Here is a 26,978-nt window from a genome sequence, read left to right on the forward strand (position 1 = left end):
TCATGAGAACGCTCATGAGACAGCCCTCGTGTGAGCCGGAGAACTCGAGGACCGCCCGGACCCGGCCGACTCCACGGGGGCCTTCATGCGCAAGCTCCGCGCCACGCAGCGCACCAGACCGCGTCTCACCCTTCTCGTCGCCGCCGTCATCGGCGGCGCGCTGACGTTCGTCCTCGCCCCGCCCGCCGCCGCCGACCCCGCGACCCCGGTCGCCTATCCCTCGGGCGGGACCTCCACTCGCTACTCCGGGCTCGCCTTCGACACCTGCTCCGCGCCGGCCCTCGACGCCATGAAGGCCTGGGGCAGCTCGCCGTACCGCGCCGTCGGGATCTACTTCGGTGGCGTCAACCGCACCTGCGCCCAGCCGCGGCTCACACCGGACTGGGTCGGCGAGGTCTCCGGACTCGGCTGGCGGCTCCTGCCCATCTACAAGGGACTCCAGCCGGCTTGCGGTGCCCGCGACAGTGACCAGAAGATCACGTCCTCGGGAGCGGCCGCCGAGGGGAGGGCGGCCGCCAGGGATGCCGTCGCCAAGGCCAAGACGCTGGGCCTCCTCCCGGGAAGCGCGTTCTACAACGACATCGAGAACTACTCGCTGACCGACAGCGGCTGCCGTACCGCAGTCCTCACCTACCTCTCCTCGTGGACGAAGGAACTGCACGCCCGCGGCTACCTCTCCGGCGTCTACATGAACCTCAATCACGGGGCGAAGGACCTCGCGGACTCCTACAACTCCTCGTCCTACGCCCGCCCCGACGCCCTCTGGATCGCCCGCTACGACGGCACCCAGTCCCTCACCGGCTGGGAGGGCATCGCCGCGTCGAAGTGGGCCTCGCACCAGCGCGCCAAGCAGTACTCCAACAGCCACGACGAGACCTACGGCGGCGTGCGGATCAACATCGACAGCGACCGGCTGGACGCGCCGGTGGCCACAGTCGCCCACCCGTACAAGGTGACCAGCTCCTCCGCTCTCTCGGCGCGCAGCGGGCCCTCGACGACCGCGTCGGTCGTCCGCTCGCTCGAGGCGGGCGCGTCGGTGAACGTGGTGTGCCAGACGCCCGGTACCAAGGTCGGCAACAGCTCCGTGTGGACCAAGCTCTCGGACGGTACGTACATCGCCGACAGTTACGTGAACACCCCCTCGGACACCGGGTACAGCGCGATCCTGCCGCGCTGTGCGTACCCGTACCAGATCTCGGCCACCGGCGGGGTCAACCTGCGCACCGGCGCGGGCACCTCGAACGCCACCGCGGGCACGCTCCCCGGCGGCGCACTCGCCTGGGTCGTCTGCCAGGCACAGGGGACCTCGGTGAGTGGCACAAAGGTGTGGAACAAGCTCGACACCGGTCGCTGGGTCTCCGACCACTACGTGTCCAACGGCAGCAATACGACGTACAGCAAGCCCGCGCCGCGCTGCTGAGCCCGGCACAGGCATGATGGGGACGTGCGGCTCGAAGCGATCTCCTGGGAACGGCTGACCGGCTCCCTGGCCGGCCGGATCGCGGAGACGGAAGCCGCCGACGGCAGCCCATGGCTGCGCGTCGCCGTCGACGGAGCACCGGCCGCCGGCCCCGAGGGGCCGGCGGCCGCTCTCATGGACGCCCTGCGCCTGCTGGGCCGGCCGGTCCTCACGGTGGCCGCGGGCGGATTCCTCCGGCCGGCGTCCCTGCGCTACGAGTACGGGCGCGAGGACCCCGACACGTACTACGACGGGTGGCTCGACACGGGCGCGCTGTGGCGGGAGGTCTTCGACCCGCTGGAGCCGGACGGCAATGGACGGGTCCTGCCGGACCTGTGGGACCCGGACACCGACCGCGCCACGCGCACCCCCTACGCCGAACTGCCGGCCGGCGGCGTGCTGATCCTGCACGGGCCGCTCCTCCTCGGACGGTGGTTCCCGCTGGACCTGACGGTGCATCTGATGATGTCGCGCGCCGCGCTCGCCCGCCGGACGCAGGAGCGGGACCGCTGGACCCTTCCGGCCTTCGCGCGGTACGAGGAGGAGGTGGGGCCGGTGGAGACGGCCGACGTGGTCGTGCGCGTGGACGATCCCCGGCACCCGGCATGGAGCGGGTGGCGGGCGTAGGCGGCCGGGGTCGGGTGTCCCGAACGGTGTGCCGCAGTGCCAACTCCTTTGCGGGCGCGGCGCCGTGTTGATGGTGCGGTGCCGTGAGCGCAACCGCTTGTCGCATGTATCTGTCCCTGTACTGACAAGACTGGAGCCATCGTGCGCCTCCGTACGGCGCCGTCCAGTACCGGTCCTGCTCCGGAAACAGCCACGCCCGCGAGAGCAACCACTGGGACTGTCCCGTACTACGACTGCGGCGGCTGCTGACCGCGCGCAACCCCCCTGCTTCCGTGCTCCCTTTCGTTCCGCCGGGACGTGCTGGCGTACTGGTTGCCCGGGCTCGCCCCGGGCCGCGGGCAACCAGTGCCGGGCGGCACACAGGAGGGAGCGGTGTGCGGTGAAGTGGCGGCGGAAACGGCAGGAGCGGCGCGACCACGACCTCAACGAGGACGCCAAGCAGCTGTTCAACCGGGGCGACCGGGAAGGGGCGTTGCGCCTCTGGCGGGAGTTGGCCACAGCAGGGGACGGCACCGCGGCCGCGAACATGGTGATCGAGTGCGCCGCTGACGAGTTGTACGACGAGGCGTTGCGGTGGTGGGGCAAGGCCGTCGAACGCGGCATGGACATCCCGGTCCACGAACCCGGCGTACGGCTGCGCGCCATGCAGCGCAGGTCGGCGGCCGAGGGGTGGTGGCGCACGGCCGCCGAGGCGCGGAACGACGACACCAGCCGTGAGTACCTGGGCGCGGCCCTGCGTGAACAGGGGCGGCCGGACGAGGCCGAGGCGTGGCTGCGGCCGGGCGCCGAGCGGGGACACGGGGGCTGCGCCCGTGAGTTGGCGACGCTGTACGCGCTGCGGAAGGAGGAGGCGACCGGCGAGGCCAGGCGCGCTCATGCGGAGCGCGCGCTCAATTGGGCGCAGAGGGCGGCGGTCGCGGGCGACGCCCGAGCCAGGGTGCTGCTGCTCCGCCTCGACCGCTGAGGGTGCGAAGGGCAGTCCCGAGTACGGCCGAGCGGTCGGACCCGGAGGGGGCTGGGCCGTGTCTTCTGGATCGGCTCGGATCAGCCTGCGGCGTCTGGTGCGGTGCATCGCAAGGCGGAGGAGTGTCCTCGTAGTGGGCCTACTCGGATGCGCCGACAACGCAGCGAGGTGCCGTGCCAGATGTCGCGGCCCGAGCTGATCCAGAAGACACGGCCTAGGGCTCAAGGGACGGAAGGGCTGGGCCGGGGGGCCCGGAGGGCAGGAGTATCGCGAGACCGGGGGCACGGCACGGCGCGGAACGCGGGCCACGCGCCGGGTGGTCGACCCGATGCGCGGTTCTGTGCCCCGGTCGGTGCGCAGCAGGGCACCGTCGGGCCGGGCACCGCGGCATGCCGGGCACGGCGCCGTGCGGTGCGCCGCGGACGCGGTTCAGAACAGCGGCTGCGGCAGCACGCCTTCGAGGGCGAGCAGGGCGCGCTTGGTCTCAAGTCCGCCGCCGAACCCCCCTATGCCGCCGTCGCTCTCGACCACACGGTGGCAGGGGACGACGACCGGCAGGGGATTGGACCCCATGGCCACGCCCACCGCGCGTGCCGCGCCGGGCTCACCGACCCGCTCGGCGAGGTCCGCGTAGCCGACCACCGTGCCGTACGGGACGCCGTCCGCCAGTTCGCGCAGCACCTGGCGGTTGAAGCCGCCGGACAGCGACCAGTCCAGCGGAAGACCGAAGGTGCGGAGCGTGCCGGCGAAGTACGCGCCGAGCTGATCCGTCGCCTCCTTCACGATGCGGTCCGCAGCCGTGCGGTCCCCGGCGGCCCCGCCGTCAGGGACAGCACCCGCCTCCACGGGCTCCGCGCCCAGCCGGGCCGCCAGGCGCTCCCGTGCCGTGCGGGCCGTCTCCTCGTCGGCGTGGAAGACGACGCTGACGAGCCCCCTGGGGGTCGCGGCGAGCAGCAGCGGCCCGATCGGGGTGGCTGTCACGGTCCAGCTCACGGTGGTCATGCTCCGGAGCGTAGTGCCGGGGTCCGACACTCCCGCCGCCGCGGCGGAACCGCAGACCGTACCGCCCCGGCGACGTGCTGCCGTCCGGGCTCCGGCGCGGTTCGGCCCGCAGTGCGGTTCCGCGGTGCGGCTCGCAGTGCGGCCGCGCCCCCGGCGGGGCGCGGCCGCGAGGGTCGCCGTGGGCTCCCGGGAGCAGGAGCTACGGCGTGGCGGTGGCGCCGGCCGGTTCGCGTGAGGCCCCGGGACCGGTGTCCGCGGAGACGCCCCCGGTGGCGTCGCGCACGACGTCGGGCTTGTTGGTGATGATGCCGTCGACCCCGTACCCGGCCAGGCGGGCTGCGGTGGGGCCGTCGTTCACCGTCCAGGTGAACAGCTCCAGCGAGTGCCCGTGCGGACCCCGGAGGCTGTGAACGGCCTTGACGTAGTCGGGGTTCACCGTCCCGTGGCTGGGGTTGATCTGGTCCGTGAACTCCGCGTACGCCGGGAGGTCGGCGACCGCCGGGGTGCCGAGGAATCCCGTCTTCACGTCGGGGCGGAACAGATGGACCGTCCTGATCGCGTCCGCGCTGAACGACTGGATGATCAGCTTGCTCCGCACGTGGCCCCGGTCGAGCCAGCCCTCGCGGAACAGCACCCATAGGGTCTGGACCTCGACGCCCGGGTAGAGCTCGGGCGCCTTCAGCTCCAGCAGCAGTTTCTGGTGGTTGTCCTCGACCCGGTCCAGGTACTCCCGGAGCGTGGGCACCCGCGCGCCCTCGTACTCCGGGGAGAACCAGCTCCCGGCGTCGAGCCGCTTGATCTCGGCCAGGGTGAAGTCGGCGACGTTCCAGGGGGAGCGGTCCGGGAAGACCTCCTCCGCGTCGGTAGTGCGCTTGAGATTGGTGTCGTGGATGACGACCAACGCGCCGTCCCTGGTCCGCTGGACGTCGTTCTCCACCCAGATGGTGTCGAGCTCGTCGGCCTTGTCGACCGCCTCGAGCGTGTTCTCGGGGGCGTACGCCGATGCGCCGCGGTGCGCCACGACCACAGGGCCGTGGTCCTTCTCGGCGGCGTGCGCCGTGGATGTCGGGACGATCAGAGCGGAGAACCCCAGAAGCGCACCAAGAGCGGCGGCGACAGCGCGTGTATGCACATGGACTCCTCGCGTCGGCAGTGCACGGACGCGAGGAGAGTCCCAGTCGGGTCCCAACGGGGGACAGGCGCAGAATGGCCAAAAGTTGAACGGGACACCTCAGGAAATGCGGAGTGCGGCAAACCACTCGCGGCGCTGTCCCGGCGCGCCCCCGAGCGCCCCTCGTACGCGCCCTGGGCGCCCCCTCGAGTGCTCCGGCGTCCGTTGTCAGTGGCGAGTCGTACGGTGGATGCCATGCGGCCCGTATCCCACATCGAACGCACCATGGCGCCCTTCGAGGTCATCAGCCCCTACCAGCCGAGCGGTGACCAGCCGACCGCGATCACCGAGCTGGAGCGGCGAATCAAGACCGGTGAGAAGGACGTCGTGCTGCTGGGCGCCACCGGCACCGGCAAGTCGGCGACCACCGCCTGGATGATCGAGAGGCTCCAGCGGCCGACGCTCGTGCTCGCTCCGAACAAGACGCTCGCGGCCCAGCTCGCGAACGAGTTCCGCGAGCTCCTGCCCAACAACGCCGTCGAGTACTTCGTGTCGTACTACGACTACTACCAGCCGGAGGCGTACGTCCCGCAGTCGGACACCTACATTGAGAAGGACTCCTCGATCAACGAAGAGGTCGAGCGCCTCCGCCACTCGGCGACGAACTCCCTGCTCACCCGGCGCGATGTGGTCGTGGTCGCCTCCGTCTCCTGCATCTACGGCCTGGGTACCCCGCAGGAGTACGTGGACCGCATGGTCCCGCTGGAGGTCGGCCAGGAGATCGACCGCGACGCGCTGCTGCGCCGCTTCGTCGACATCCAGTACACCCGCAACGACCTGGCCTTCACCCGGGGCACCTTCCGGGTGCGGGGCGACACCATCGAGATCTTCCCGGTCTATGAGGAGCTGGCCGTTCGTATCGAGATGTTCGGCGACGAGATCGAGGCACTCTCCACGCTCCACCCGGTCACCGGCGAGGTCATGAGCGAGGACGACCAGCTCTACGTCTTCCCGGCCAGCCACTACATCGCGGGGCCCGAGCGGATGGAGCGGGCCATCGCCGGCATCGAGGCCGAGCTGGAGGCGCGGCTGGCCGAGCTCGAGAAGCAGGGCAAGCTGCTGGAGGCGCAGCGGCTGCGCATGCGCACCACATACGACATCGAGATGATGCGGCAGATCGGCAGCTGCTCCGGCATCGAGAACTACTCGCTGCACATCGACGACCGTGAGACGGGCTCGGCACCGCACACCCTGCTCGACTATTTCCCCGAGGACTTCGTCCTGGTTATCGACGAGTCCCATGTCACGGTGCCGCAGATCGGCGCGATGTACGAGGGCGACGCCTCCCGCAAGCGGACACTGGTCGACCACGGTTTCCGGCTGCCCTCCGCCATGGACAACCGCCCGCTGAAGTGGGAGGAGTTCCTGCACCGCATCGACCAGACCGTCTACCTGTCCGCCACCCCGGGGCAGTACGAGCTGTCACGCTCCGGCGGCGACGTGGTCGAGCAGATCATCCGCCCCACCGGGCTCGTCGATCCCGAGGTGGTCGTCAAGTCCACCGAGGGTCAGATCGACGACCTCGTGCATGAGATCCGCACCCGCGCGGAGAAGGACGAGCGCATCCTGGTCACCACGCTGACCAAGAAGATGGCCGAGGATTTGACCGACTACTTCCTGGAGCTCGGCATCCGGGTCCGCTATCTGCACAGCGACGTCGACACGCTCCGCCGTGTGGAGCTGCTGCGCGAGCTGCGGTCCGGCGAGTTCGACGTCCTGGTCGGCATCAACCTGCTGCGCGAGGGGCTCGACCTGCCCGAGGTCTCGCTCGTGGCCATCCTCGACGCCGACAAGGAGGGCTTCCTGCGGTCCGGCACGTCGCTGATCCAGACCATCGGCCGGGCCGCGCGCAATGTCTCCGGCCAGGTGCACATGTACGCCGACAAGATGACCCCGGCGATGGAGAAGGCCATCGACGAGACCAACCGCCGCCGGGAGAAGCAGATCGCGTACAACACGGAGCGGGGCCTCGACCCCCAGCCGCTCCGGAAGAAGATCAACGACATCGTGGCGACCATCGCCCGCGAGGAGGTCGACACCGAGGAACTGCTGGGCTCGGGCTACCGCCAGGCCAAGGAGGCCAGGCAGAAGGCTCCGGTGCCCGCGCTGGGCGGCAAGGCGCGCGGCACGGGCAGGGCAGCGGCCGGCGGCAAGGGCGGCGCCAAGGACGGGGCGGTGCTGACGGACCGGCCCGCGACCGAGCTGGCTGAACTCATCGAGGAGATGACGGAGCGGATGCGGGCCGCGGCCGCGGATCTGCAGTTCGAGGTCGCCGCCCGTCTGCGGGACGAAGTCGGCGAGCTGAAGAAGGAGCTGAGGCAGATGAGAGAGGCGGGGTTGTCCTGATCCGCGGTTGTTGCAAGAAAGCCACAAAGTGGCACGGCCCGTGCACCCCGGTCCTTGCCGGTGCGTAGGGTTTCAGACGCGGCTGCCACAGGGAGGGCGGCTGCGATGGATTTGTTGAGAGGGGACAGCGCGTGAGCGTCAACTTGTCCAAAGGGCAGGGCATCAGCCTGCAGAAGTCCGACGGGGGCACCCTGAGCGCGGTGCGCATGGGCCTGGGCTGGCAGGCGGCTCCCCGGCGCGGACTGTTCGGCTCCCGCACACGGGAGATCGACCTCGACGCATCGGCCGTGCTGTTCGCCGACAAGCAGCCCGTGGACGTCGTCTTCTTCCGTCACCTCGTCAGTGACGACGGTTCCGTGCGGCACACCGGCGACAACCTGGTCGGCGGTGCCGGACAGGGCGGCGACGACGAGGCCATCCTCGTCGACCTCCAGCGCGTCCCGGTCCACATCGACCAGATCGTCTTCACGGTGAACTCCTTCACCGGCCAGACGTTCGCCGAGGTGCAGAACGCCTTCTGCCGTCTCGTCGACGAGTCCAACGGCCAGGAGCTCGCGCGCTACACGCTCACCGGCGGCGGCCAGTACACCGCGCAGATCATGGCCAAGGTCCACCGGTCAGGGAACGGCTGGCAGATGACGGCGGTCGGAAATCCCGCCAACGGCCGTACGTTCCAGGACCTGATGCCGGCGATCCTGCCCCATCTCTGACCGGAGGCCGGCCCGCGGTGACGCGGCGCCGGCCATCGCAGCACCGACGGCTCCCGGAGGCACCGCCCCCGGGAGCCGCGTGGCACCGGCGGAGTCGCGCAGTGCCCGCGGAGTCGCGCGGACCGGAGGCGTACCGGCTGCGCGGCACCGGAGCGCGCACCAGCACCACCGACACGTAGCACACAACGAGGGGGAGCACGATGACGGTCGAGCTGGTGCGCGGGCAGAACCACCCACTGCCCGGGGCCCGTTGGGAGATCCGGGTCTCGGCGGGCAAACCGGTCGTGGCCGGGGCCACGCTGAGCGACGACCGTGGCAACATCCGCGGCACCGACTGGGTCGCCCACCCCGCCTCGCCGAACACCCCCGGCCTCGAAGTCCCCAAGCAGGCCGCGGCCGACCACCGGCTCGCTGTCGATCTCGACGCGATACCCGCGGCCGTCCACCGGGTGAGCGTGCTGCTCGCCCTGCCGGTCGGGGTTGGCGGCCCGGTGAGCTTCGCCGGCCTCGCCGCCCCCTTCGTCGCCGTCACCGGCCTTGACGGCACCGAGGTCGCCAGCTACACCATCACCGGACTCGACGCCGAGTCCGCCGTGATCGCCCTCGAGCTCTACCGCAGGCAAGGGGCCTGGAAGGTGCGGGCCGTCGGCCAGGGGTACGCGGGCGGGCTGGCCGCCATGTTCCAGGACCAGGGCCTGGCGCAGGCCGCCGACCTCGCCGCCGCGATCAACGAGGCCGTCGCCGACGGCATCGCTCGCTCCGTACCGGCGCCACCACCCCGGCCGTCCGGCGAGGGCGGCCGTCTCAGGACCGTCACGGCGGGCGGCAGCACGGGCAACGGCAGTGCTGTCACCGGGGCCGCGCCGCCGGGTCCGGAACCAGCGACACCGGGTCAGTCACCCGTACCGGCCGCACAGCCCGTGACCGGCGGTGGCCCGGTCAACTACCAGCATCCGGGGCGCACTCCGGCGGCACCCCCTTCCCCGCCTCCGGCCGCTCCGCCTGCCGAGCCGGGCCGCCCGGCGCAGCCCGTCGCCGGGGACGCCACCGGGTGGACCATGGAGGAGCGGCTCTACAACCAGGTCTGGGGCATGTTCGAGGACCTGGCCCGGACGACCGCCGCCTACCGCAGCGCGGTCGACTTCGCCGATGCGCGGATGGAGCAGGAGCTCGACCGGGTGCTCTCCGACCCCCGCTCACGGATCGGCAGCTCGGGCGACGCGGCGCGCACCGAGGCCCGCGCCAAGCACACCCGGCTCGTCGACCAGGCACGCGCCGCCCTCGACCGGGACCTTGCGCAACTCGTCGCCGAGGCCGAAGTCGTCGAGCCCGCGCTGCCCCCGGCCTTCGCCCGCTGGGACAGCCCGGTCTGGCAGGGCTACCGCGTGCCCATGGAGATCCCCATGGCCCTGCGCCTGGGGGACCTCCATCTTCCCGAACGACCCGATCTGCGCATCCCCATGCTCGTCCGGCTGCCGCTGGAGCGTGGGCTCTGGGTGGACAGCGGCCGGGCGGCGTCGAGCGAGGGCGCACTGGCCGACCCCGCCGAAATGCGCCGTCTGGCCATGGACACCGCCGTCGCCCATGCCGCGCGCATGCTCGCGGTTTACCCTGCGGGCGAGTTCACGGTCCATGTCATCGACCCGGCGGGGTCCGCCGGGCCCTCACTCGCGCCGCTGACCGGCACCGGCGCGCTCCATGAGCCGCCGGCGTCGGGCGCCGGGGGTGTGGCGGCCGTGCTGGCCCGGCTCACCCAGCGTGTGGACCTGGTGCAGATGGCCGTGCGGGGCGGGGCGTCCGACGCGTTGCCGCCCGATCTGGACACCGCCGAACAGCTCCTGATCGTCCATGACTTCCCGCACGGCTTCGACGACCGGGCGGTCACCCAGCTCCGCTACCTCGCGGACGAAGGGCCGGCCGTGGGCGTGCACCTCATGATGGTGGCCGACCGGGAGGACGCGCAGGCCTACGGGCCGGTGCTCGACCCGCTGTGGCGGGCGCTGCTGCGGATCACGCCGGTCGCCGACGATCATCTGGCCGACCCCTGGGTCGGGCACGCCTGGACCTATGAGCCCTTGCTGGCCCCGGCCGGCAGCTCCGTGCTGCACCACGTGCTCGGCAAGGTGGTCGAGGCCCGGCGTGCCTGGGGGCGCTGAGCTGCCGTCTTACCGCTCCTTTGCCTATTCCTTTACCTTTCCTTGGTGTTGCGTGTACTCTTCTGGGTGCGGAGGGGAGTACTCCTGCTACGACGTTCCCGTCAGTACGGACCGCTGTGCGGTCCCGGGGCGTCGGCCCGGCGCGCGGTGCGCACCCCGGGTGGAAGAGACCTCCGGCAGCTACGACGCTGACCTTTGCCGTATGACTCTGCCGGAGGAGTAGTGGACATCTCCATGGGCCTGTGGGCGCTGACCATCGGTGGTCTGTGCGCCCTGATCGCGGCCGATTTCTTCATCGGGCGCAAGCCCCACGACGTATCGATCAAGGAAGCAGGAATCTGGACGATCGTCTGGATCGTGCTGGCCGTCCTGTTCGGCGTCGGCCTGTTGATCTTCGCGGGCGGGCAGCCCGCGGGCGAGTTCTTCGCCGGATTCATCACCGAGAAGTCGCTGAGCGTCGACAACCTCTTCGTCTTCGTCCTGATCATGGCGAAGTTCTCGGTGCCCTCGCAGTACCAGCAGCGCGTGCTGCTCTTCGGCGTACTGATAGCCCTGGTGCTCCGCGCGGTCTTCATCGCGGCGGGCGCGGCCATCATCGCCAGCTTCTCCTGGGTCTTCTTCATCTTCGGCGCATTCCTCATCTGGACCGCCTGGAAGCTCATCCAGGAGGCGCGCTCCGGCGGGGAGGACGAGGAGTACGAGGAGAACCGCCTGCTCAAGGCGGCCGAGCAGCGTTTCGGTGTGGCCGACCGCTACCACGGCACCAAGCTGTTCATCCAGAAGAACGGCAAGCGCATCATGACCCCGATGCTCGTGGTCATGCTGGCGATCGGCACCACGGACGTCCTCTTCGCGCTGGACTCCATCCCGGCGATCTTCGGCCTCACCCAGGACCCGTACATCGTCTTCACCGCCAACGCCTTTGCGCTGATGGGTCTGCGGCAGCTCTACTTCCTCATCGGCGGGCTGCTGAAGAAGCTGGTCCACCTGTCGTACGGCCTGTCGGTCATCCTGGGCTTCATCGGCGTGAAGCTGGTGCTCCACGCCCTGCACGAGGCAGGGGTCCATGTCCCGGAGATCAGCATCCCGGTCTCGCTTGCCGTGATCTGCGGCGTGCTGATCGTGACCACGATCACCAGCCTCCGTGCCTCGAAGAAGCAGGCGGAGGCCGAGGCGAAGGTGGTCGAGGTGCAGCCGGAGTCCGGTGCGTCCGGTGCATCCGGTGCGTCCGGTGCGGGGACGCAGGCCGCGACAGGCGGCGGATCGCCGTCCGCGTCCGGCGGCCGGGGCGAGGAGCGGCTCGACGCCTGACGGCCCCGCTCGACGACGGAGAGCAGGCTCCGCGCCTGACGGCCCGCTCGACGACGGAGAGCCGGCTCTGCGCCCGGGCGTACTCGACGGCCGACGGGGCAGGCGTATCGATGTCCTCCGTATCCGGGGCGGCCGGGGTTCTTCCCGGCCGCCCCGCGGTGCTTCGGGGCGGTGGGCCACCGGGGGCGGTACGGGCGTTGCGGACCGTCTCCCGCGGGGTACACGAGGCCGGACGGAAGGCCCCGACATGCACCCCATCGACACTCTCGAGACGGCCGGCCTCGGCAACCGCAGCTATCTGGTCCCGGGTACGGACACGGCCGCCGTCGTGGATCCCCCAGCGCGACATCGACCGAGTGCTCTCAGCGGCTGCACGGCACGGCGTCCGCATCACGCTCGTCGCCGAATTGGTGGTCCTGTTGGACGACGACTTCGGGGCGGCCGAGGACGCGGGGCTGGTGACGAAGGGATCGTGCGCGGCGCATATCGCGCCCGGGGGTGCTTCCATGCGCTCGTGCGCCTCGCGCCCGCGCGCCTCGCGCCCCTACGCGGCGCCCCCTCGTGCCCGTACGGCAGCCGGGGGCCGTAACCCGTTCGGGTTCACGCCGTGGTGCCTGCCACCGCCTCACCGCCCGCGGCCGCCACCGGCCGGGTCTCCGGCAGCAACGCGAAACAGCCCAGGCTCACCAGCGCCACCGCCGTCAGATAGGCGGCGACGCCCCAGGGCGGTCCCACCCCGTCCGACGCGGCCGTTGCCACGACCGGGGTGAGCGCACCGCCCAGAACGCCCCCCAGGTTGTAGCCGACGGCAGCACCCGTGCACCGCACCCGTGCCTCGTACAACTCGGGGAGATACGCCGCCACGACCGAGAACATGACGATGAAGGCCAGCAGCGCGCCGAGGACGCCCAGGAACATGAGCAACGGTTCGCCCGTGCCGAGCAACGAGATCAGCGGGAACATCCACAGCGCCGAAGCGGCGCACCCGGCCAGGCACATGAGCCGCCGCCCGTAGCGGTCGCCGAGCGCCGCCAAGAATGGCGTGCATACCCCCTTGACGGCCACCGCGGCCATGATGCACCCCAGCATGACGGTCCGGCTCACCCCCAGCCGCTCCGTCGCGTAGGCGAGGGACCACGTCGTCACGGCATAGAAGACGGCGTACCCGACGGCGAGCGCCCCGGCCGTCAGCAGCACCAACCGCCAATGATCACGGAGCACTTCGGCGAGCGGGGCACGGGAACGCGCACCTCGTTCCGCCAGTTCCTCGAACTGCGGGCTCTCGGCGAGCGAGGCGCGCAGCAGCAGCCCGGCCAGCGCCAGCAGACCGGCCGCCCAGAACGGCACCCGCCAGCCCCAGGAGCGGAACTCCGCGTCCGTGAGCAGGGCGGACAGCGCCAGCATCACCCCGTTCGCCAGCAGAAAGCCCACCGGCGGGCCCATCTGCGGAAAACTCGACCACAGGGCGCGCCGCCGCTCGGGCGCGTGCTCGACGGCCAGCAGCACCGCGCCGCCCCACTCGCCGCCCAGCCCCAGACCCTGCAGAAAGCGCAGGGCGATCAGCAGCACGGGAGCGGCGGTGCCGATCGAGGCGTACGACGGGACGCATCCGACGCTCACGGTCGCGATGCCCGTGAGAAGGAGGGACGCGACGAGAACGGGCCGCCGACCGTGACGGTCCCCGATGTGCCCGAACAAGACCGAGCCCAAAGGGCGGGACACGAACCCGACGGCGAACGTCCCGAAGGCCGCCAGCGTGCCCGCCAGTGGGGAGAATGCCGGGAAGAACAGCGGTCCCAGGACCAGGGCCGCGGCCGTGCCGTAGACGAAGAAGTCGTAGAACTCGATGGCCGTGCCTGCCAGCGACGCGGCTGCCAGACGCCGCATCGACGGTCTCGCCGGTGCCTTCCCCGGGTGGTCCGGCGCAGGCGTGTCCGACGCGGGGCCGGCTGCGGGCGCAGGCGTGTCCGATGCGGGGCCGGCTGCGGGCGCAGGCGTGTCCGATGCGGGGCCGGCTGCGGGCGCAGGCGTGTCCGACGCGGGGCCGGCTGCTGTGCGGTGATCATCCACGCTGCGCCCAACGAGGCGCCGACCGGACCGGTTACCGGGCGCGCGGAGGCACGGGCGCCGGCCGGTGTCCGCCCGGCGCCCGTGCCGTCTCCCCGACCCGGGACGGGGGCCCGCGCGGTCAGTAGGTGACCGTGATTCGGCGCGCCGGGCCGTCGACGCGAATGCGGCCGCCGTACGGGATGACCTGCTGCGGATCCGTGTGTCCCAGGTCCACGTCGAAGACCGCCATGGTCTCCGGGGCGTACGCCTCGAGCGCCCGCAGGACCGCCGCGCGCTGCTCGCGCGCGTAACCCGCCTTCGTCTCCGGGTCGTTCCTCTTCTCCAGTGACCAGGCCTTGGCGCGCCCCATCAGCAGCGCGGGGAACCGCTGGAGGAGGCCCCTCTCGCCCATGGCGCGGAGAATGCCGAAGACCTCCTCCGCTGCGGGCAGTTCCTCAGAGGTCTCCAGGAAGAGGACGCAGCCGTCGTAGGCGGCGGTGTCCCGCTGGATCTCGCGGCCGGCCGTCAGCATCCGGGAGAGGGTTTCGAGGTTGCCTCCCCAGCTCGCGCCCTCGACGATCGGCTCAGGCCGATGCCACCACCAGCTGTCGCACGGCCGTAGCAGCGGCTCGGCGGCGAAGGTCTGCGGGTCGGCCCAGTCGGTCACCTCGTCCCCGTACCGGTCCACCGGAGTCAGGTCGTACGGCCCGGAGGTGAACAGCGCGGCGCGCAGCGAGCCGGCGGTCAGCGGGTGCATCGCCCCGGGGCGGCCCAGTTCCGTCATCACGCTCGCGCCGTGGTAGCCGACGATGCCGCTGTTCCACAGAAAGGCGAGCAGATTGGTGTTGTCGCTGAATCCGAAGAACGGCTTGGGGTGGGCGCTCAGCAGCGCGCGGTCGAGCAGCGGCAGCACGGAGATCTGGTCGTCGCCGCCGATGCTGGCCATGACGGCGGCGACGGACGCATCGCCGAAAGCCGCATGGATGTCGTCCGCCCGCTGCCGCGGCGTGGAGTTCATGCGGCGCGTGCCCGGATACTCCACCGGCACGAGCCCGAAGTCCTTCTCCAGCCGCTCGAGGCCGAGTTCGTACGGCAGCGGCAGCACGCCGGGCAGGCCCGAGGACGGCGAGATGACGGCGATACGGTCGCCGGGGCGGGGCTTCGGCGGGTACGCGAGGGTCGGCATCACCGGAGAATAGCCACGCCGGAACGGGGGTGGCATCCGGTTTCCGGCGTGGTCACCCAGGGACGCCGCGGACGCCGGACGTCCGCGGGCCGGGGGCGAGAGCGGGGCTCGTACCGCCGACGGCCCCGGCCCCCGCGGCGCGGTCCTACCAGCCGCGCTTGCGCCAGTCCGGCAGGTTGGGGCGCTCGGCACCGAGCGTGGTGTCGTTGCCGTGCCCGGGGTAGACCCAGGTCTCGTCCGGGAGTTGGTCGAAGAGCTTGGTCTCCACGTCGTGGAGGAGGCTGGCGAACGCCTCCGGGTCGTCGTGGGTGTTGCCGACACCACCCGGGAACAGGCAGTCGCCGGTGAAGACATGCGCATGACCGTGCGGGTCGTCGTAGATCAGGGCGATGCTGCCCGGTGTGTGCCCGACCAGATGGCGCGCCGTCAGCTCGACCCTGCCGACGCGGATGATATCGCCGTCGTCGACCAGGACGTCCGTCTCCACGGGAATGCCCACCGCATCGTGGCGGCCCGCGTAGGTCCGCGCGCCGGTGGCCTCCACGACCTCGGCCAGGGCCTGCCAGTGGTCGCCGTGCCGGTGGGTGGTGACGACGGAGGCGATGCCGCCGTCCCCGATGAGATTCAGCAGGGTCCGCGGCTCGTTCGCCGCATCGATGAGCAACTGCACGTCCGTGGCGCGACAGCGCAGCAGATAGGCATTGTTCTCCATGGGGCCCACGGCCACCTTGGAGATCATCAGGTCCGTGAGCTCGTGCACATCCGCGGGTCCGCCGACCGTCACCACTCCGCTGTAGGTCATGTCGTCAGCCTAGTGGGGGAAGGGCGGGCAGGGCCGAGCCGCCCGCGTCGAGAGCGGCGCCGTCCGAGCGGCCCGTGAGCCAGCCGAGCAGGGCGGCCGGGGATCCGCTGACGATGGTCGGCTCACCGGCCTCACCGGCCTCACCGGCGTCAGGGGCGGCACCGGAGTCGTCGGCCTCATCCGTCCCACCGGACCCTCCCGCCCCGCGGCCCGTACGCCACGAACGGCCGTCATCGACGCGGATGACGAGGGCGGGGACGTCCGCGCGGCCTGCGAAACGCTCCCCTGCCACGTACTCCAGGTCGCGGTCGACGAACGAGGCCGGCAGGTCCGCGACGGTGCAGCCGGCACCGAGATCGACGTGGTGCAGTTCGACCTCGATCAGGCGGCGGAAGGGGACCCGTGCAGCGACGTCGGTGACGCCGTTGCGGAGCTCGACCGTCCGCGGCCACGCCGCGGAATGAAGTGCGGCGGCTTCGTTGTTGAAACGTTCCGCACTGGCGGCCAGGTCCTGGATCTGGGTACCGAGGGGGCGGGGTGCGTCGCGCTCGATGTCCGCGGTCCGGCTCTCGGCGCTCGCGTACATCGGTACGTGGGTGCCGGTGCGAGCCGCGGTGAGGACATTGAGCAGCGCATCCGCGTTCCGGGCGATATGGGCGAGCACATGGCCGCGTGTCCAGCCGGTGAGCCGGGAGGGCTCGCGGAGGGCCGCGTCGTCGAGCCCGCGAGCGGTGACGAGCAGGCGGTCGGTGGCCTCCCGCACGGCGGCCATGTCCTTGATGGGGTCGATCCCATGATCGGTCATGGGCCGACGCTATCGCCGCCACACGTTCGGGTGAAGGAGGGCCAACGGCGACCTAAATCGAATGTGCGTGCTATAAGCTCGATCCGGTATCAGGAAGACGTCGCCGTGGCGTCCCCCATACGCTTGACCGGGGGTGCGGCGCATCTCCGCTTCTCTCAAGAAAGGTCCCGACCGGCGTGGCCGACCGTCTCATCGTCCGTGGCGCTCGCGAGCACAACCTGAGGAATGTCTCGCTCGACCTGCCCCGGGACTCCCTCATCGTCTTCACGGGCCTGTCGGGCTCCGGCAAGTCCTCCCTCGCGTTCGACACGATCTTCGCCGAGGGGCAGCGGCGGTACGTCGAGTCCCTCTCCTCGTACGCCCGGCAGTTCCTCGGCCAGATGGACAAGCCCGATGTCGACTTCATCGAGGGCCTGTCCCCGGCGGTCTCCATCGACCAGAAGTCGACCTCGCGCAATCCGCGCTCGACGGTCGGCACGATCACGGAGGTCTACGACTACCTCCGGCTGCTCTTCGCCCGTATCGGCAAGCCGCACTGCCCCGCGTGCGGCCGTCCCATCTCGCGGCAGTCGCCGCAGGCGATCGTCGACAAGGTGCTGGGTCTGGAGGCGGGCAGCCGCTTCCAGGTCCTCTCGCCGCTGGTGCGCGAGCGCAAGGGCGAGTTCGTCGACCTCTTCTCCGACCTCCAGACCAAGGGCTACAGCCGGGCGCGCGTCGACGGGACGACGATCCAGCTCGCCGACCCGCCGAAGCTGAAGAAGCAGGAGAAGCACACCATCGAGGTGGTGGTCGACCGCCTCACCGTCAAGGAGAGCGCCAAGCGGCGGCTCACGGACTCCGTCGAGACCGCGCTCGGGCTCTCCGGCGGCATGGTCATCCTCGACTTCGTCGACCTCGACGAGGAGGACCCGCAGCGCGAGCGGATGTTCTCCGAGCACCTCTACTGCCCGTACGACGACCTGTCTTTCGAGGAGCTGGAGCCGCGGTCCTTCTCCTTCAACTCGCCCTTCGGTGCCTGCCCCGACTGCACCGGTATCGGCACACGCATGGAGGTCGACCCCGAGCTGATCGTCCCCGACCCGGAGAAGTCCCTCGACGAGGGCGCCATCCACCCCTGGTCGCACGGTCACACCAAGGACTACTTCTCCCGGCTCGTCGGCGCGCTCGCCGGTGAGTTGGGCTTCCGCACCGACATCCCGTGGGAGGGGTTGCCGCAGCGTGCCCGGAAGGCCCTCCTCAATGGGCACCGGACACAGATCGAGGTGCGCTACCGCAATCGCTACGGGCGGGAGCGCGCGTACACCACCTCGTTCGAAGGCGCCGTGCCCTTCGTGAAGCGGCGTCACTCGGAGGCGGAGAGCGACAGCAGCCGGGAGCGCTTCGAGGGCTATATGCGCGAGGTGCCCTGCCCGACCTGTGAGGGCACGCGGCTCAAGCCGATCGTCCTGGCGGTCACCCTGCAAGGGAAGTCGATCGCCGAGGTCGCCGCGATGTCCATCAGCGACTGCGCCGACTTCCTGCGGGACATGAAGCTCTCGGCACGGGAGAAGACGATCGCCGAGCGGGTTCTGAAGGAGGTCAACGAGCGGCTCCGCTTCCTGGTGGACGTCGGCCTCGACTATCTGTCCCTGAACCGTGCCGCCGGCACGCTCTCGGGCGGCGAGGCCCAGCGCATCCGGCTGGCGACGCAGATCGGCTCCGGCCTCGTCGGCGTGCTCTACGTGCTGGACGAGCCGTCGATCGGACTCCACCAGCGCGACAACCACCGCCTGATCGAGACGCTCGTACGCCTGCGGGACCTCGGGAACACACTGATCGTCGTCGAGCACGACGAGGACACCATCAAGACGTCGGACTGGGTTGTGGACATCGGCCCAGGGGCGGGCGAGCACGGTGGCAAGGTCGTGCACAGCGGGCCCCTGAAGGAACTGCTGGACAACGAGAAGTCGGTGACCGGGCAGTACCTGGCCGGGCGCAAGGCGATCCCGACGCCGGACATCCGGCGGCCGGTCAACGGCACGAAGCACCTCACCGTGCGAGGCGCCCGGGAGAACAACCTGCAGGACATCGACGTGTCCTTCCCGCTCGGCGTCTTCACCGCCGTGACCGGGGTGTCGGGTTCCGGCAAGTCGACGCTCGTCAACGACATCCTTTACACGCACCTGGCGCGCGAGCTGCAGGGCGCGAGGACGGTGCCGGGGCGCCACACCCGTGTCGACGGGGACGACCTCGTCGACAAGGTGGTGCACGTCGACCAGTCGCCCATCGGCCGCACGCCCCGGTCCAACCCCGCCACGTACACCGGCGTCTTCGACCACGTCCGCAAGCTCTTCGCGGAGACGATGGAGGCGAAGGTGCGCGGCTATCTGCCGGGCCGCTTCTCCTTCAACGTCAAGGGCGGCCGCTGCGAGAACTGCTCGGGCGACGGCACCATCAAGATCGAGATGAACTTCCTCCCGGACGTGTACGTCCCGTGCGAGGTCTGCCACGGCGCCCGTTACAACCGGGAGACCCTGGAGGTCCACTACAAGGGCAAGTCCATCGCCGAGGTGCTGGACATGCCGATCGAGGAGGCGCTCGACTTCTTCGAGGCGGTGCCCACGATCTCACGTCATCTGCGGACCCTGAACGAGGTCGGGCTCGGCTACGTCCGCCTCGGCCAGCCCGCACCGACGCTCTCCGGCGGTGAGGCGCAGCGTGTGAAGCTCGCCAGCGAACTTCAGAAGCGTTCCACGGGCCGGACGGTCTACGTCCTGGACGAGCCCACGACCGGTCTGCACTTCGAGGACATCAGCAAGCTGATCAACGTTCTGTCGGGACTGGTCGACAAGGGCAACACCGTGATCGTCATCGAGCACAACCTCGATGTGATCAAGACGGCCGACTGGATCGTCGACATGGGGCCGGAGGGCGGCAGCGGCGGTGGCCTGGTGGTCGCCGAGGGTACGCCGGAGCAGGTCGCGGCGGTCCCCGCGAGCCACACCGGCAAGTTCCTCCGGGATCTGCTGGGGGAGCGGGTCAGCGACGCGGTTCCGCAGCAGCGCTCGGCGAAGCCGAAGAAGGCGGCGGCGAAAAAGGTCTCGGCCGCGAAGGCGTCGTCGGCCAGGACGAAGGCGGTGAACGCGACCGCCACGGGCGAGAAGCGGGCCGCCACGAAGAAGACAGCCGGAACGAGAAAGTCGTCGGCGCGCACGCGCCGCGCCTGACGCGCGGGGAGGGGCGCGGAGTCCAGCCGGCCCTCCAGGACCGAACCAGCCGGCCCGGACCCCGTCGGCGGTCCGGGCTGACGGGCCCGGGGCGGAGCGGGCCGAACGTCCCCTCGGTGCGGAGCGAGCCGAATGCCGCCCGGGGCTGGGGGCAGAGCGGAACGGTCCCCGGGGAGGGCGAAACCGTCCTGGGGTAGAGCGGAACCGTCTCCAGGGGCGGCGGAACGCCCGGCGTACAGCGGAAACCGTCCCCCGGGGAGGGCGAAACCGTCTCAGGGGTGGAACGGAACCGTCTCCGAGGGTGAGCGGACCGCCCGGGGAGGGCGGGACGGTCTCAGGGGCAGAGTGGAACCGTCCCCGGGGTGAGCGGAACGCCCGGGGGAGAGCGGAACGTCCCCGGGGGAGCAGAACCGTCATGGGAGCAGAACCGTCATCCCGGGGCAGAGCGGCCGGGCGTCGGCCTCCACTCACCGACGTCCCCCGCGTGGGCTGAGCCGTCCGTGCGCCGGCGCCGTCAGAGCTCCGACGCGTACGGCGGTTCCGCGCCCGCGCGGGAGCAGGTGATCGCGGCCGCGCGCGCCGCGAAGCCGAGGATGTCCTTCCACTCCTCCTCGCCCAGGCGCGACAGCGCGCCCGGCACGAAGGCGTCGTGTTCGCCGAGACGGTGGAGCAGCGCCGCGTTCACCGTGTCGCCCGCGCCGATCGTGTCGACCACGTCCACCTTTTCGCCCGGCACCGTGTACTCCCCGCCGTCGCGGGTTCGTACCCGCAGCCCGTCGCCCCCGTGCGTGAGCACCACCGCGGACGGCCCGGCCGCGAGCCACTCCCTCGGGGTACCGCCGAGCCAGTCCGCGTCCTCCTCCGACAGCTTCAGCAACGCGGTGTGCGGCAGCCAGGACCGGAAGCGGGCCCGGTACGCGTCCGCGTCCGGAATGAGGGACGCCCGGATGTTGGGGTCCAGCGCCGTGAAGATCCCGCGTCCGGCCTCGCGCCGCATCAGCTCCTCGTAGGCACTCGCGCCCGGCTCCAGCATCAGCGAGCACGTGCCGAACGACACCGCGCGCGTCGACTCGGGCAGCGCGCCCGGCAGGTCGAAGAGCCGGTCGGCCGTGCCCTCGACGTAGAAGCCGTAGCCCGCCGAGCCGTCGGTGCCGATCGCGGCCACTGCCAGCGTCGTCGGCTCCGGGCCCCGCTGAACCAGGGAGACGTCCACCCCATCCGTGGTCAGTCCGCTCAGCAGGGAACCCCCGAACACATCCGTCGAGACCCGCGAGCAGAATGCGACCGAGGAGCCGAGGCGCCCCAGGGCAACGGCCGTGTTGTACGGGCCGCCACCGCGTCGCGGCAGCAGGGCGGGCATACCACCGCCCCCGGCCGCCGCGGCCGGCCCGCTCCCGGGATCCGTCACCGGGCCGACGCCCGCCCCTGCGGCGGGAACCAGATCTATCAGCGCCTCTCCCGCTATGACGATCACCAGCCGGTCCTCCCTCTGCCTCTGCCCTGTGCACAGTCCTGCAGCTCACCGCGGTGAGCACGTGGCGTCGAGTCTGTCAGCAGGTAGGGTCGGGCCGCAGCACGGTCCCGACCTGTGAAACACGCTGGAGGGCGACATCGCCATACGCCTTCCCGGAGCGCTGCGGGGAACGGCCTCCGCGCGCCCGCTGTGGTGGGAGAGCCGCCGCGCCATGCTGTTCGACGTCGGCGTGGCGCTGAGCTGTGTTCTCGTCCCCGCCATGGTCATGGTCTACGACCACCCCTGGGGCATCCCGCCCGCCGTCCTCTTCGGCATGACGGTCGTGATGGGGCTCGCGACCCTCGTACGGCGCCACCGCCCCGTGGAGCTGTGTGCGGTCGCCGTCCTCCTCATCCCGCTGGGGCTCACCTTTCCCGTACTGCCGGTGGGCCTGTACTCGCTGGCCAAGTACGGGCGCAGGCGCCGCACGCTGCTGCTGACCGTCCTGGCGGCCGCTGCGGCCGTCCTCGCCACCGCGGTGTTCGTCCACCCCGTCGACGGTGTGCCCGGCTCACTGGTGAACGGACTCGGCCTCTTCATTGCCGTACCGGCACTGGCCGGGATGTATGCGGGAACGCGCCGCCAGATGCTGGAGGGCCTGCGCGAGAAGGCGGAGCGGCTGGAGCGCGAGCAGGTCTTGCTCGGCCGGCAGGCGCGCATGGCGGAGCGGACCCGTATCGCGCGCGAGATGCACGATGTGGTCGCCCACCGGGTGAGCCTGATGGTGATCCACTCCGGGGCCCTCGAAGTCTCGGTGGAGGACCGGAAGACCGCGGAGACCGCCGAACTCATCGGCGAGATCGGCCGCCAGGCGCTCGACGAACTGCGGCAGGTGCTGGGGGTGCTGCGCACCACGGACGCGGACGAGGACGACGCGCCGCGCTCCCCGCAGCCGACGCTGGAGGACCTGACGGCGCTGGTGGAGCAGTCGCGCGGCACCGGTATGCGGGTCGACCTGGAGCGGTCCGGCACCTCCCGCCCGCTGGACCTGGCGGCGGAGCGCACTGTGTACCGCCTCGTCCAGGAAGCGCTGACCAATGTGCTCAAGCACGCGGGAGGGGCCTCGGCCCGCGTACACCTCCGCTACGCGGCCGACGCGCTCCATCTCACCGTCGAGAACGACGTGCCGCCCAGGGTCCCTGGCCCCCGCCTCCCCAGCGGCGGCAACGGACTGGTGGGGTTGCGGGAGCGCGTCACGGTCCTGGGCGGATCGTTCGAGGCCGGCCCACGGGACGACGGCGGCTTCCGGGTCTCAGCCGTCATCCCCTCGAAAAAAGGAACACCGCCATGAGCATCCGCCTTCTGCTCGCGGACGACGAGGACCTCGTCCGGACCGGCCTGGCCATGATCCTCCGGGCCGACCCGGAGATCAGCCTGGTCGCCGAGGCCCGGGACGGGGCCGAGGCGGTGCATCTGACCCGAGCCCACCGGCCCGATGTCGTGCTCATGGACATCCGCATGCCGGCCATGGACGGGCTGCGCGCGACCCGGGAGATCACGCAACTCCCGGATGCCCCCAAGGTGGTGGTGCTCACGACGTTCGACATGGACGAGTACGTGCACGCCGCCCTGCAGGCCGGTGCGATGGGTTTCCTCCTCAAGAACACCCGTCCCCGCGACCTCACACAGGCGGTGAAGACCGTCCACGACGGGGACGCGCTGCTCGCTCCCTCGGTGACCCGCCGCCTGATCTCGACGTTCGCCGCGCGCGAGACGTCGAGGGAGGCGGACGCGCGAAGCCGTACCTCCGCGCTGACAGAGCGGGAGCGTGAGGTGCTCCGCCTCGTGGGCGACGGCCAGTCCAACGCCGAGATCGGCGCCCGGCTGCATTTGAGCGAGGCCACGGTGAAGACGCACATGACGCGGCTACTGGCCAAGTTGCAGTGCGCCAACCGCGTTCAGGCGGCGATCCTCGCCCACGACGCGGGGCTGCTGCGGACCTAGGCCAGGACGCCGGCCTTTCTGATGCCGGGCCTTTCTGATACCGGGCTTCCCAATGCCGAGCTTTCCTGATGCCGGGCCCTTCTTGTGCCGGGCTTTCCGGATGCCGGTCTCCGGACGCCCGGGGCGGACTGAGCGCGGGCCGGGCCCGTCAGTGACCCGGCCCCGTCCCGTTCAGGCGTCGCGCCGGCTCAGCGCCCACACCGCACCCGCCATCGCGGCCACGGCCCAGGCGCACAGCACCCCGTAACCGGTCCATGTCCCGAGTCCGTCCACCGTCTGCCCGACCCGTGTGACCGGCCAGCCAGCGCTCGGCGGCGCGACGCCGGGCAGGTACGCCGTGGCCCGGCGCAGCGGTGTGGGGGCGATGAGGACCGGCACGAGGAGGATCAGGGTGAACATCGCCACCACCCCTCCGGTGGTGCTCCGCAGCATCGTCGCCACACCGAGCCCGAGAACGGCGAGCGCACCGAGGTAGAGCCCCGCCCCGACCAGAGCCCGCAGGACGTCCGGATCCAGGACCGACCCGGACACCTCCGGTACCGACACGCGGACGACGGCGAATGCGGCGAAGCTCAGCAGTACCCCGGCGGTCAGGACGACAAGCGCCAGCACCGCCGCCTTCGCCGCCAGCCAGCGGGCCCGCCACGGTACGGCGGTGAGCGAGGAGCGGATCGTCCCCGTGCTGTACTCGCTGCCGACGGCAGTGACGGCCAGGACCACGACCGCGAGCTGGCCGGGCACCAGTCCGAACTGGCTGTGGGTCACCAGCCATTCGACCGGGAGCGGGCCGCGCGGCTTCTCGTCGACCGCGACGAGCCCGGCGACGCCGAGGATCGGGAGGGCGAGGGCGAACAGGCACCACGTCGTGGTGTTCACCGTACGGAACTTGATCCATTCCGAGAGGATCAGACGGGACATCGGACAGACCTGCCTCGAGGGGGATGGACGGAACGGTGGCCGGGAGTGGATGGGGGAGGGGGTGGGCGTTCAGGCCGGCCCCGGCTTGCTGGGGCGGTACTCCACGCTGTGCTCGGTGCGTTCCATGAACGCTGTCTCCAGTGACGCCCGCTGCGGGGAGAGCTCGTGCACTTCGGCTCCGCAGCGGGACGCGATCGACGCGATGTGCGCGGACTCCAGCCCGTTCACGAGCAGCGCGCCTTCGACGTCGGCGGTGACCTGCCCGCCCGCCTCGCGCAGCCGGGCCGCGAGCTGAATGGCCTGCGGGGAGCGGACCTTGACCGTGCCCTGCGAACCGGCCTCGATGAAGTCGCCTACACCGGCGTCGGCGATGAGACGGCCGCGGCCGATCACCACGAGGTGGTCCGCCGTCACCTCCATCTCGCTCATCAGATGGCTGGAGACGAACACCGTGCGGCCCTCTGCGGCCAGTGCCTTCATCAGATTCCTGATCCACCGCACGCCCTCCGGGTCGAGGCCGTTGACCGGCTCGTCCAGCAGGAGGACGGGCGGGTCGCCGAGGAGGGCGGTGGCGATGCCGAGCCGCTGTCCCATCCCGAGGGAGAAGCCGCCCACCCGCTGCCGTGCGACGCTCGTGAGCCCGGTGATCTCCAGGACCTCGTCGACGCGGCGGCGCGTGATCCCGTTGCTGCTCGCGAGCCCCAGGAGGTGGCCGTACGCGGTGCGGCCGGGGTGTACGGCCTTGGAGTCGAGCACCGCGCCGACCTCGCGCAGCGGATACCGCAGTGCGTGGAAGGGGCGGCCCTGGACGAGTGCCCGGCCCGCGTCCGCGCGGTCGAGGCCCAGGAACAGCCGCATGGTCGTCGACTTGCCCGCGCCGTTCGGCCCGAGGAAGCCGGTGACCCGGCCGGGGCGGACCGTGAACGACAGATCCTCCACAGCTCCCTTCCCGCCGTAGAACTTGGTCAGGCCCCGGGCCTCCAGCATCGCTGCGCTCAACACGCGCTCCCTTCCTCGGGTCCGGAAGCGGCTGTTCGCGTCCGGACCGGGAGCACCGTAGGCAGGCGGAGGTTCCTGCCGGGACGCCCGGAAGTCGACGGTTCGTTCATCCGTTGGTCGGGATCCGAGTCCGTCCGAGGGACGACGGGGGAGCTCGGGCCGGGCACTCGCGGGCCTGCCCGTGCGTGGGTACGCACGCACGCGTGCCCGGGAGGCGAGCCCGCGTAAAGCCTGTCGTGCGAACCGCGCCGGCGCCCCGTATCAGCCCCAGTTCCAGCCGATCCCCAGCAGCCCCGGCCGCACGCGCTGCTCGACCAGATGCACCGTGCGGTTCAGCCTGCTCAGTGCCAGTTCCTGCCGGCCGGTGCGGGGTGCCCCCGCCGACGTCTGGGCGAAGCGGTGGCAGCGGACCGGCAGCGCCGCGTCGTCGAACCGCACCTGCAGCATGTACTGACCGTCGGCGAGCGTGAAGCCACGGACGTGCTCGGTGCTCGTCCCGCCCGTGCCGTCCTCGAAGCCGTACCCGAAGACGAAGGTCTCCCCGGACCGCAGCCGGGTTTCGAACAGCAGCTCCGCGACCATGACGCCCGACCCGGCGTGCCAACGCACCCGCCCCACCCGACAGTTCTCGGTCGCGTGTACGGCCACGTGCTCGCGGGCCCATCCCGCGTCGCCGTAGTGGATGGCGAGGTAACGGTCCACCCCCTCCCGGTGCGCGCGTACGACCTGCTGGGAGTTGCGCGTGAGCAGTTCGCGCCGCGGACCGAGGCGTACGCGCTCGTGGTGGGCGACGGTGTGCAGTCCGCCGTCCACCGGTGATCCGAGCGCGGCGAGGATCCGCTCGAGCTCCGAGGAGGACTCTTTCAGCGTGCGGTACGAGCGGGCCGCCGGCCGCTCAGGGCCCCCGCACCGCCCGGACGCCGGTTCGAGCAGCCGTGCCAGCGAACGCGCCGGAAGGTCGAGCACTTCCTCCAGTACGCGGACCGCGCGCAGCGACTCGGGCCGCTGCGGGCGCCTCGCTCCCTGCTGCCAGTAACTCAGGCTTGTCACACCGATCGTGACGCCGCGCTGGGCCAGCCGGTGCTTTACGCGGTGCAGTGGCAGCCCGCGAACCGACAATGCCGTGCGCAGGGCGAGCGGGAACGGACCGGTGGCCAGGGCCTGTTCCAGCTCGCGTTCGGCCGCGCTCCGCTGCGCATGGCTCTGCGAGCTGCTCTGCGCCATGGGTTCCACCCTTCGGTGCGTCCCTGGCGCAGCGATGCGCGGGCGCGCGGTGAATGTTCACAACCGGGTGCGCCCCTGCACGCGGTACTGACGAGCCTGTCGCAGCTCGCCGTAGCTCTGATGTTCACATCCGGCCAGTGCCGTTCACACCCCTGCGCCCCCCCGGATTCGCACCCGTTGACCCACGCCGGACATTGCGTCCGATGCTCCTGCTCGGCGTCCGGACGCGCTCCTCCCTCCACCCCACACCTTCAGGAGGATCGCGATGTCCACTGCTGTTCCACGACTCCGCCGGGCTCGGCCGCCCGGTCGCAGACGGCTCACCCGGGCCGTTCTCGTCACCGCTGCGGCCGCGCTGGTCCCTGTCATCGCTCCGCCGGCCGCTGCGGCGAGCACACTGGCACACCTGCCGGAACCACGGCCACCGGGCGGGTGCCGCTCTCGTCGTCGCGGCCGCGCTCATCGGCTTCGCGCCGCCGGCCCAGGTCCACACCGCGCCAGGCCGGAGCATCCGCCCCTCCGCGCCCCTCCGCACCCGCGGCCGGGAGCACTGAAGCGCGCTCGACGCCGCGCGTGCGCCGGAGAT

20 protein-coding genes are annotated in these 26,978 nt (G+C 71.2%); 10 read left to right on the top strand and 10 right to left on the bottom strand.

Translation table 11 applies throughout. From position 1 onward, the window contains the following. Window positions 1–85: 85 nt before the first annotated feature. From AB0M26_RS20305 to AB0M26_RS20315, 3 genes are all read left to right on the top strand, one after another. A complete protein-coding gene (locus AB0M26_RS20305; RefSeq protein WP_365262989.1) occupies window positions 86–1,420 on the top strand; it encodes a glycoside hydrolase domain-containing protein in 1,335 nt (444 codons plus the stop codon). A 24-nt stretch (window positions 1,421–1,444) separates the two neighbouring features. Then, window positions 1,445–2,086: a uridine kinase gene (locus AB0M26_RS20310; RefSeq protein ID WP_365262992.1), complete on the top strand. Its 642-nt coding sequence runs from the start codon at window positions 1,445–1,447 to the stop codon at window positions 2,084–2,086. A gap of 379 nt (window positions 2,087–2,465) precedes the next feature. Beyond that, a complete protein-coding gene (locus tag AB0M26_RS20315; protein WP_365262995.1) occupies window positions 2,466–3,050 on the top strand; it encodes a hypothetical protein in 585 nt (194 codons plus the stop codon). Window positions 3,051–3,479: 429 nt separating this feature from the next. On the opposite strand, the gene AB0M26_RS20320 is transcribed toward AB0M26_RS20315, so the two are convergent. Both AB0M26_RS20320 and AB0M26_RS20325 read right to left on the bottom strand, forming a co-directional pair. Then, entirely contained in the window at window positions 3,480–4,052 is a 573-nt protein-coding gene (locus AB0M26_RS20320) for a methylated-DNA--[protein]-cysteine S-methyltransferase (protein WP_365262997.1), read from the bottom strand. A 199-nt stretch (window positions 4,053–4,251) separates the two neighbouring features. Next, complete coding sequence (locus AB0M26_RS20325; protein WP_365263000.1) at window positions 4,252–5,184, bottom strand: glycerophosphodiester phosphodiesterase family protein; 933 nt, start codon at window positions 5,182–5,184, stop codon at window positions 4,252–4,254. A gap of 234 nt (window positions 5,185–5,418) precedes the next feature. On the opposite strand from AB0M26_RS20325, the gene uvrB reads away from it, so the two are divergent. From uvrB to AB0M26_RS20345, 4 genes are all read left to right on the top strand, one after another. Continuing rightward, window positions 5,419–7,569 carry an excinuclease ABC subunit UvrB gene (gene uvrB / locus AB0M26_RS20330; RefSeq protein WP_365263003.1) on the top strand — a complete coding sequence of 717 codons (2,151 nt, stop codon included), beginning with the start codon at window positions 5,419–5,421 and terminating at the stop codon, window positions 7,567–7,569. Window positions 7,570–7,700: 131 nt separating this feature from the next. Then, window positions 7,701–8,279: a TerD family protein gene (locus AB0M26_RS20335; protein WP_365263006.1), complete on the top strand. Its 579-nt coding sequence runs from the start codon at window positions 7,701–7,703 to the stop codon at window positions 8,277–8,279. A gap of 200 nt (window positions 8,280–8,479) precedes the next feature. Then, window positions 8,480–10,435 carry a TerD family protein gene (locus AB0M26_RS20340; RefSeq protein WP_365263008.1) on the top strand — a complete coding sequence of 652 codons (1,956 nt, stop codon included), beginning with the start codon at window positions 8,480–8,482 and terminating at the stop codon, window positions 10,433–10,435. A 222-nt stretch (window positions 10,436–10,657) separates the two neighbouring features. After that, window positions 10,658–11,746 (top strand): TerC family protein, encoded by a 1,089-nt coding sequence (locus tag AB0M26_RS20345; RefSeq protein ID WP_365263011.1) that lies wholly within the window; start codon window positions 10,658–10,660, stop codon window positions 11,744–11,746. Window positions 11,747–12,346: 600 nt separating this feature from the next. Here the strand turns inward: AB0M26_RS20345 and AB0M26_RS20350 are convergent. The 4 genes from AB0M26_RS20350 to AB0M26_RS20365 all read right to left on the bottom strand — a co-directional run bounded on the left by AB0M26_RS20350 (window position 12,347) and on the right by AB0M26_RS20365 (window position 16,588). Then, the gene (locus tag AB0M26_RS20350; protein ID WP_365263014.1) at window positions 12,347–13,633 is read right to left on the bottom strand and encodes an MFS transporter; all 1,287 of its coding nucleotides are present in this window, start codon (window positions 13,631–13,633) and stop codon (window positions 12,347–12,349) included. Between the two features lie 301 nt (window positions 13,634–13,934). Beyond that, a complete protein-coding gene (locus AB0M26_RS20355) occupies window positions 13,935–14,981 on the bottom strand; it encodes a S66 peptidase family protein (RefSeq protein WP_365263017.1) in 1,047 nt (348 codons plus the stop codon). 145 nt (window positions 14,982–15,126) lie between these two features. Then, window positions 15,127–15,783 carry an MBL fold metallo-hydrolase gene (locus AB0M26_RS20360; protein WP_365263020.1) on the bottom strand — a complete coding sequence of 219 codons (657 nt, stop codon included), beginning with the start codon at window positions 15,781–15,783 and terminating at the stop codon, window positions 15,127–15,129. Window positions 15,784–15,787: 4 nt separating this feature from the next. Next, the gene (locus tag AB0M26_RS20365) at window positions 15,788–16,588 is read right to left on the bottom strand and encodes a maleylpyruvate isomerase family mycothiol-dependent enzyme (RefSeq protein WP_365263023.1); all 801 of its coding nucleotides are present in this window, start codon (window positions 16,586–16,588) and stop codon (window positions 15,788–15,790) included. A 176-nt stretch (window positions 16,589–16,764) separates the two neighbouring features. On the opposite strand from AB0M26_RS20365, the gene uvrA reads away from it, so the two are divergent. Further along, window positions 16,765–19,794, top strand: coding sequence for an excinuclease ABC subunit UvrA (gene uvrA, locus AB0M26_RS20370; protein WP_365263026.1), 3,030 nt, complete (start codon window positions 16,765–16,767; stop codon window positions 19,792–19,794). Between the two features lie 514 nt (window positions 19,795–20,308). Here the strand turns inward: uvrA and AB0M26_RS20375 are convergent. After that, window positions 20,309–21,268, bottom strand: coding sequence for a carbohydrate kinase (locus AB0M26_RS20375; protein ID WP_365263029.1), 960 nt, complete (start codon window positions 21,266–21,268; stop codon window positions 20,309–20,311). Between the two features lie 211 nt (window positions 21,269–21,479). On the opposite strand from AB0M26_RS20375, the gene AB0M26_RS20380 reads away from it, so the two are divergent. Further along, entirely contained in the window at window positions 21,480–22,598 is a 1,119-nt protein-coding gene (locus tag AB0M26_RS20380) for a histidine kinase (RefSeq protein ID WP_365263032.1), read from the top strand. Further along, the gene (locus AB0M26_RS20385; protein ID WP_365263035.1) at window positions 22,595–23,251 is read left to right on the top strand and encodes a response regulator transcription factor; all 657 of its coding nucleotides are present in this window, start codon (window positions 22,595–22,597) and stop codon (window positions 23,249–23,251) included. The genes AB0M26_RS20380 and AB0M26_RS20385 overlap by 4 nt, the downstream gene beginning before the upstream one ends. A 171-nt stretch (window positions 23,252–23,422) precedes the next feature. Here the strand turns inward: AB0M26_RS20385 and AB0M26_RS20390 are convergent, their stop codons facing one another. The 3 genes from AB0M26_RS20390 to AB0M26_RS20400 all read right to left on the bottom strand — a co-directional run bounded on the left by AB0M26_RS20390 (window position 23,423) and on the right by AB0M26_RS20400 (window position 26,392). Beyond that, window positions 23,423–24,169 carry a hypothetical protein gene (locus AB0M26_RS20390; protein ID WP_365263038.1) on the bottom strand — a complete coding sequence of 249 codons (747 nt, stop codon included), beginning with the start codon at window positions 24,167–24,169 and terminating at the stop codon, window positions 23,423–23,425. A gap of 69 nt (window positions 24,170–24,238) precedes the next feature. Continuing rightward, the gene (locus AB0M26_RS20395) at window positions 24,239–25,156 is read right to left on the bottom strand and encodes an ATP-binding cassette domain-containing protein (protein ID WP_365263149.1); all 918 of its coding nucleotides are present in this window, start codon (window positions 25,154–25,156) and stop codon (window positions 24,239–24,241) included. A gap of 273 nt (window positions 25,157–25,429) precedes the next feature. Beyond that, entirely contained in the window at window positions 25,430–26,392 is a 963-nt protein-coding gene (locus AB0M26_RS20400) for a hypothetical protein (protein WP_365263042.1), read from the bottom strand. Between the last annotated feature and the right edge of the window lie 586 nt (window positions 26,393–26,978).

The sequence above is a fragment of the Streptomyces sp. NPDC051776 genome, from assembly GCF_040681345.1.
In the GTDB taxonomy this organism is placed as follows: domain Bacteria; phylum Actinomycetota; class Actinomycetes; order Streptomycetales; family Streptomycetaceae; genus Streptomyces.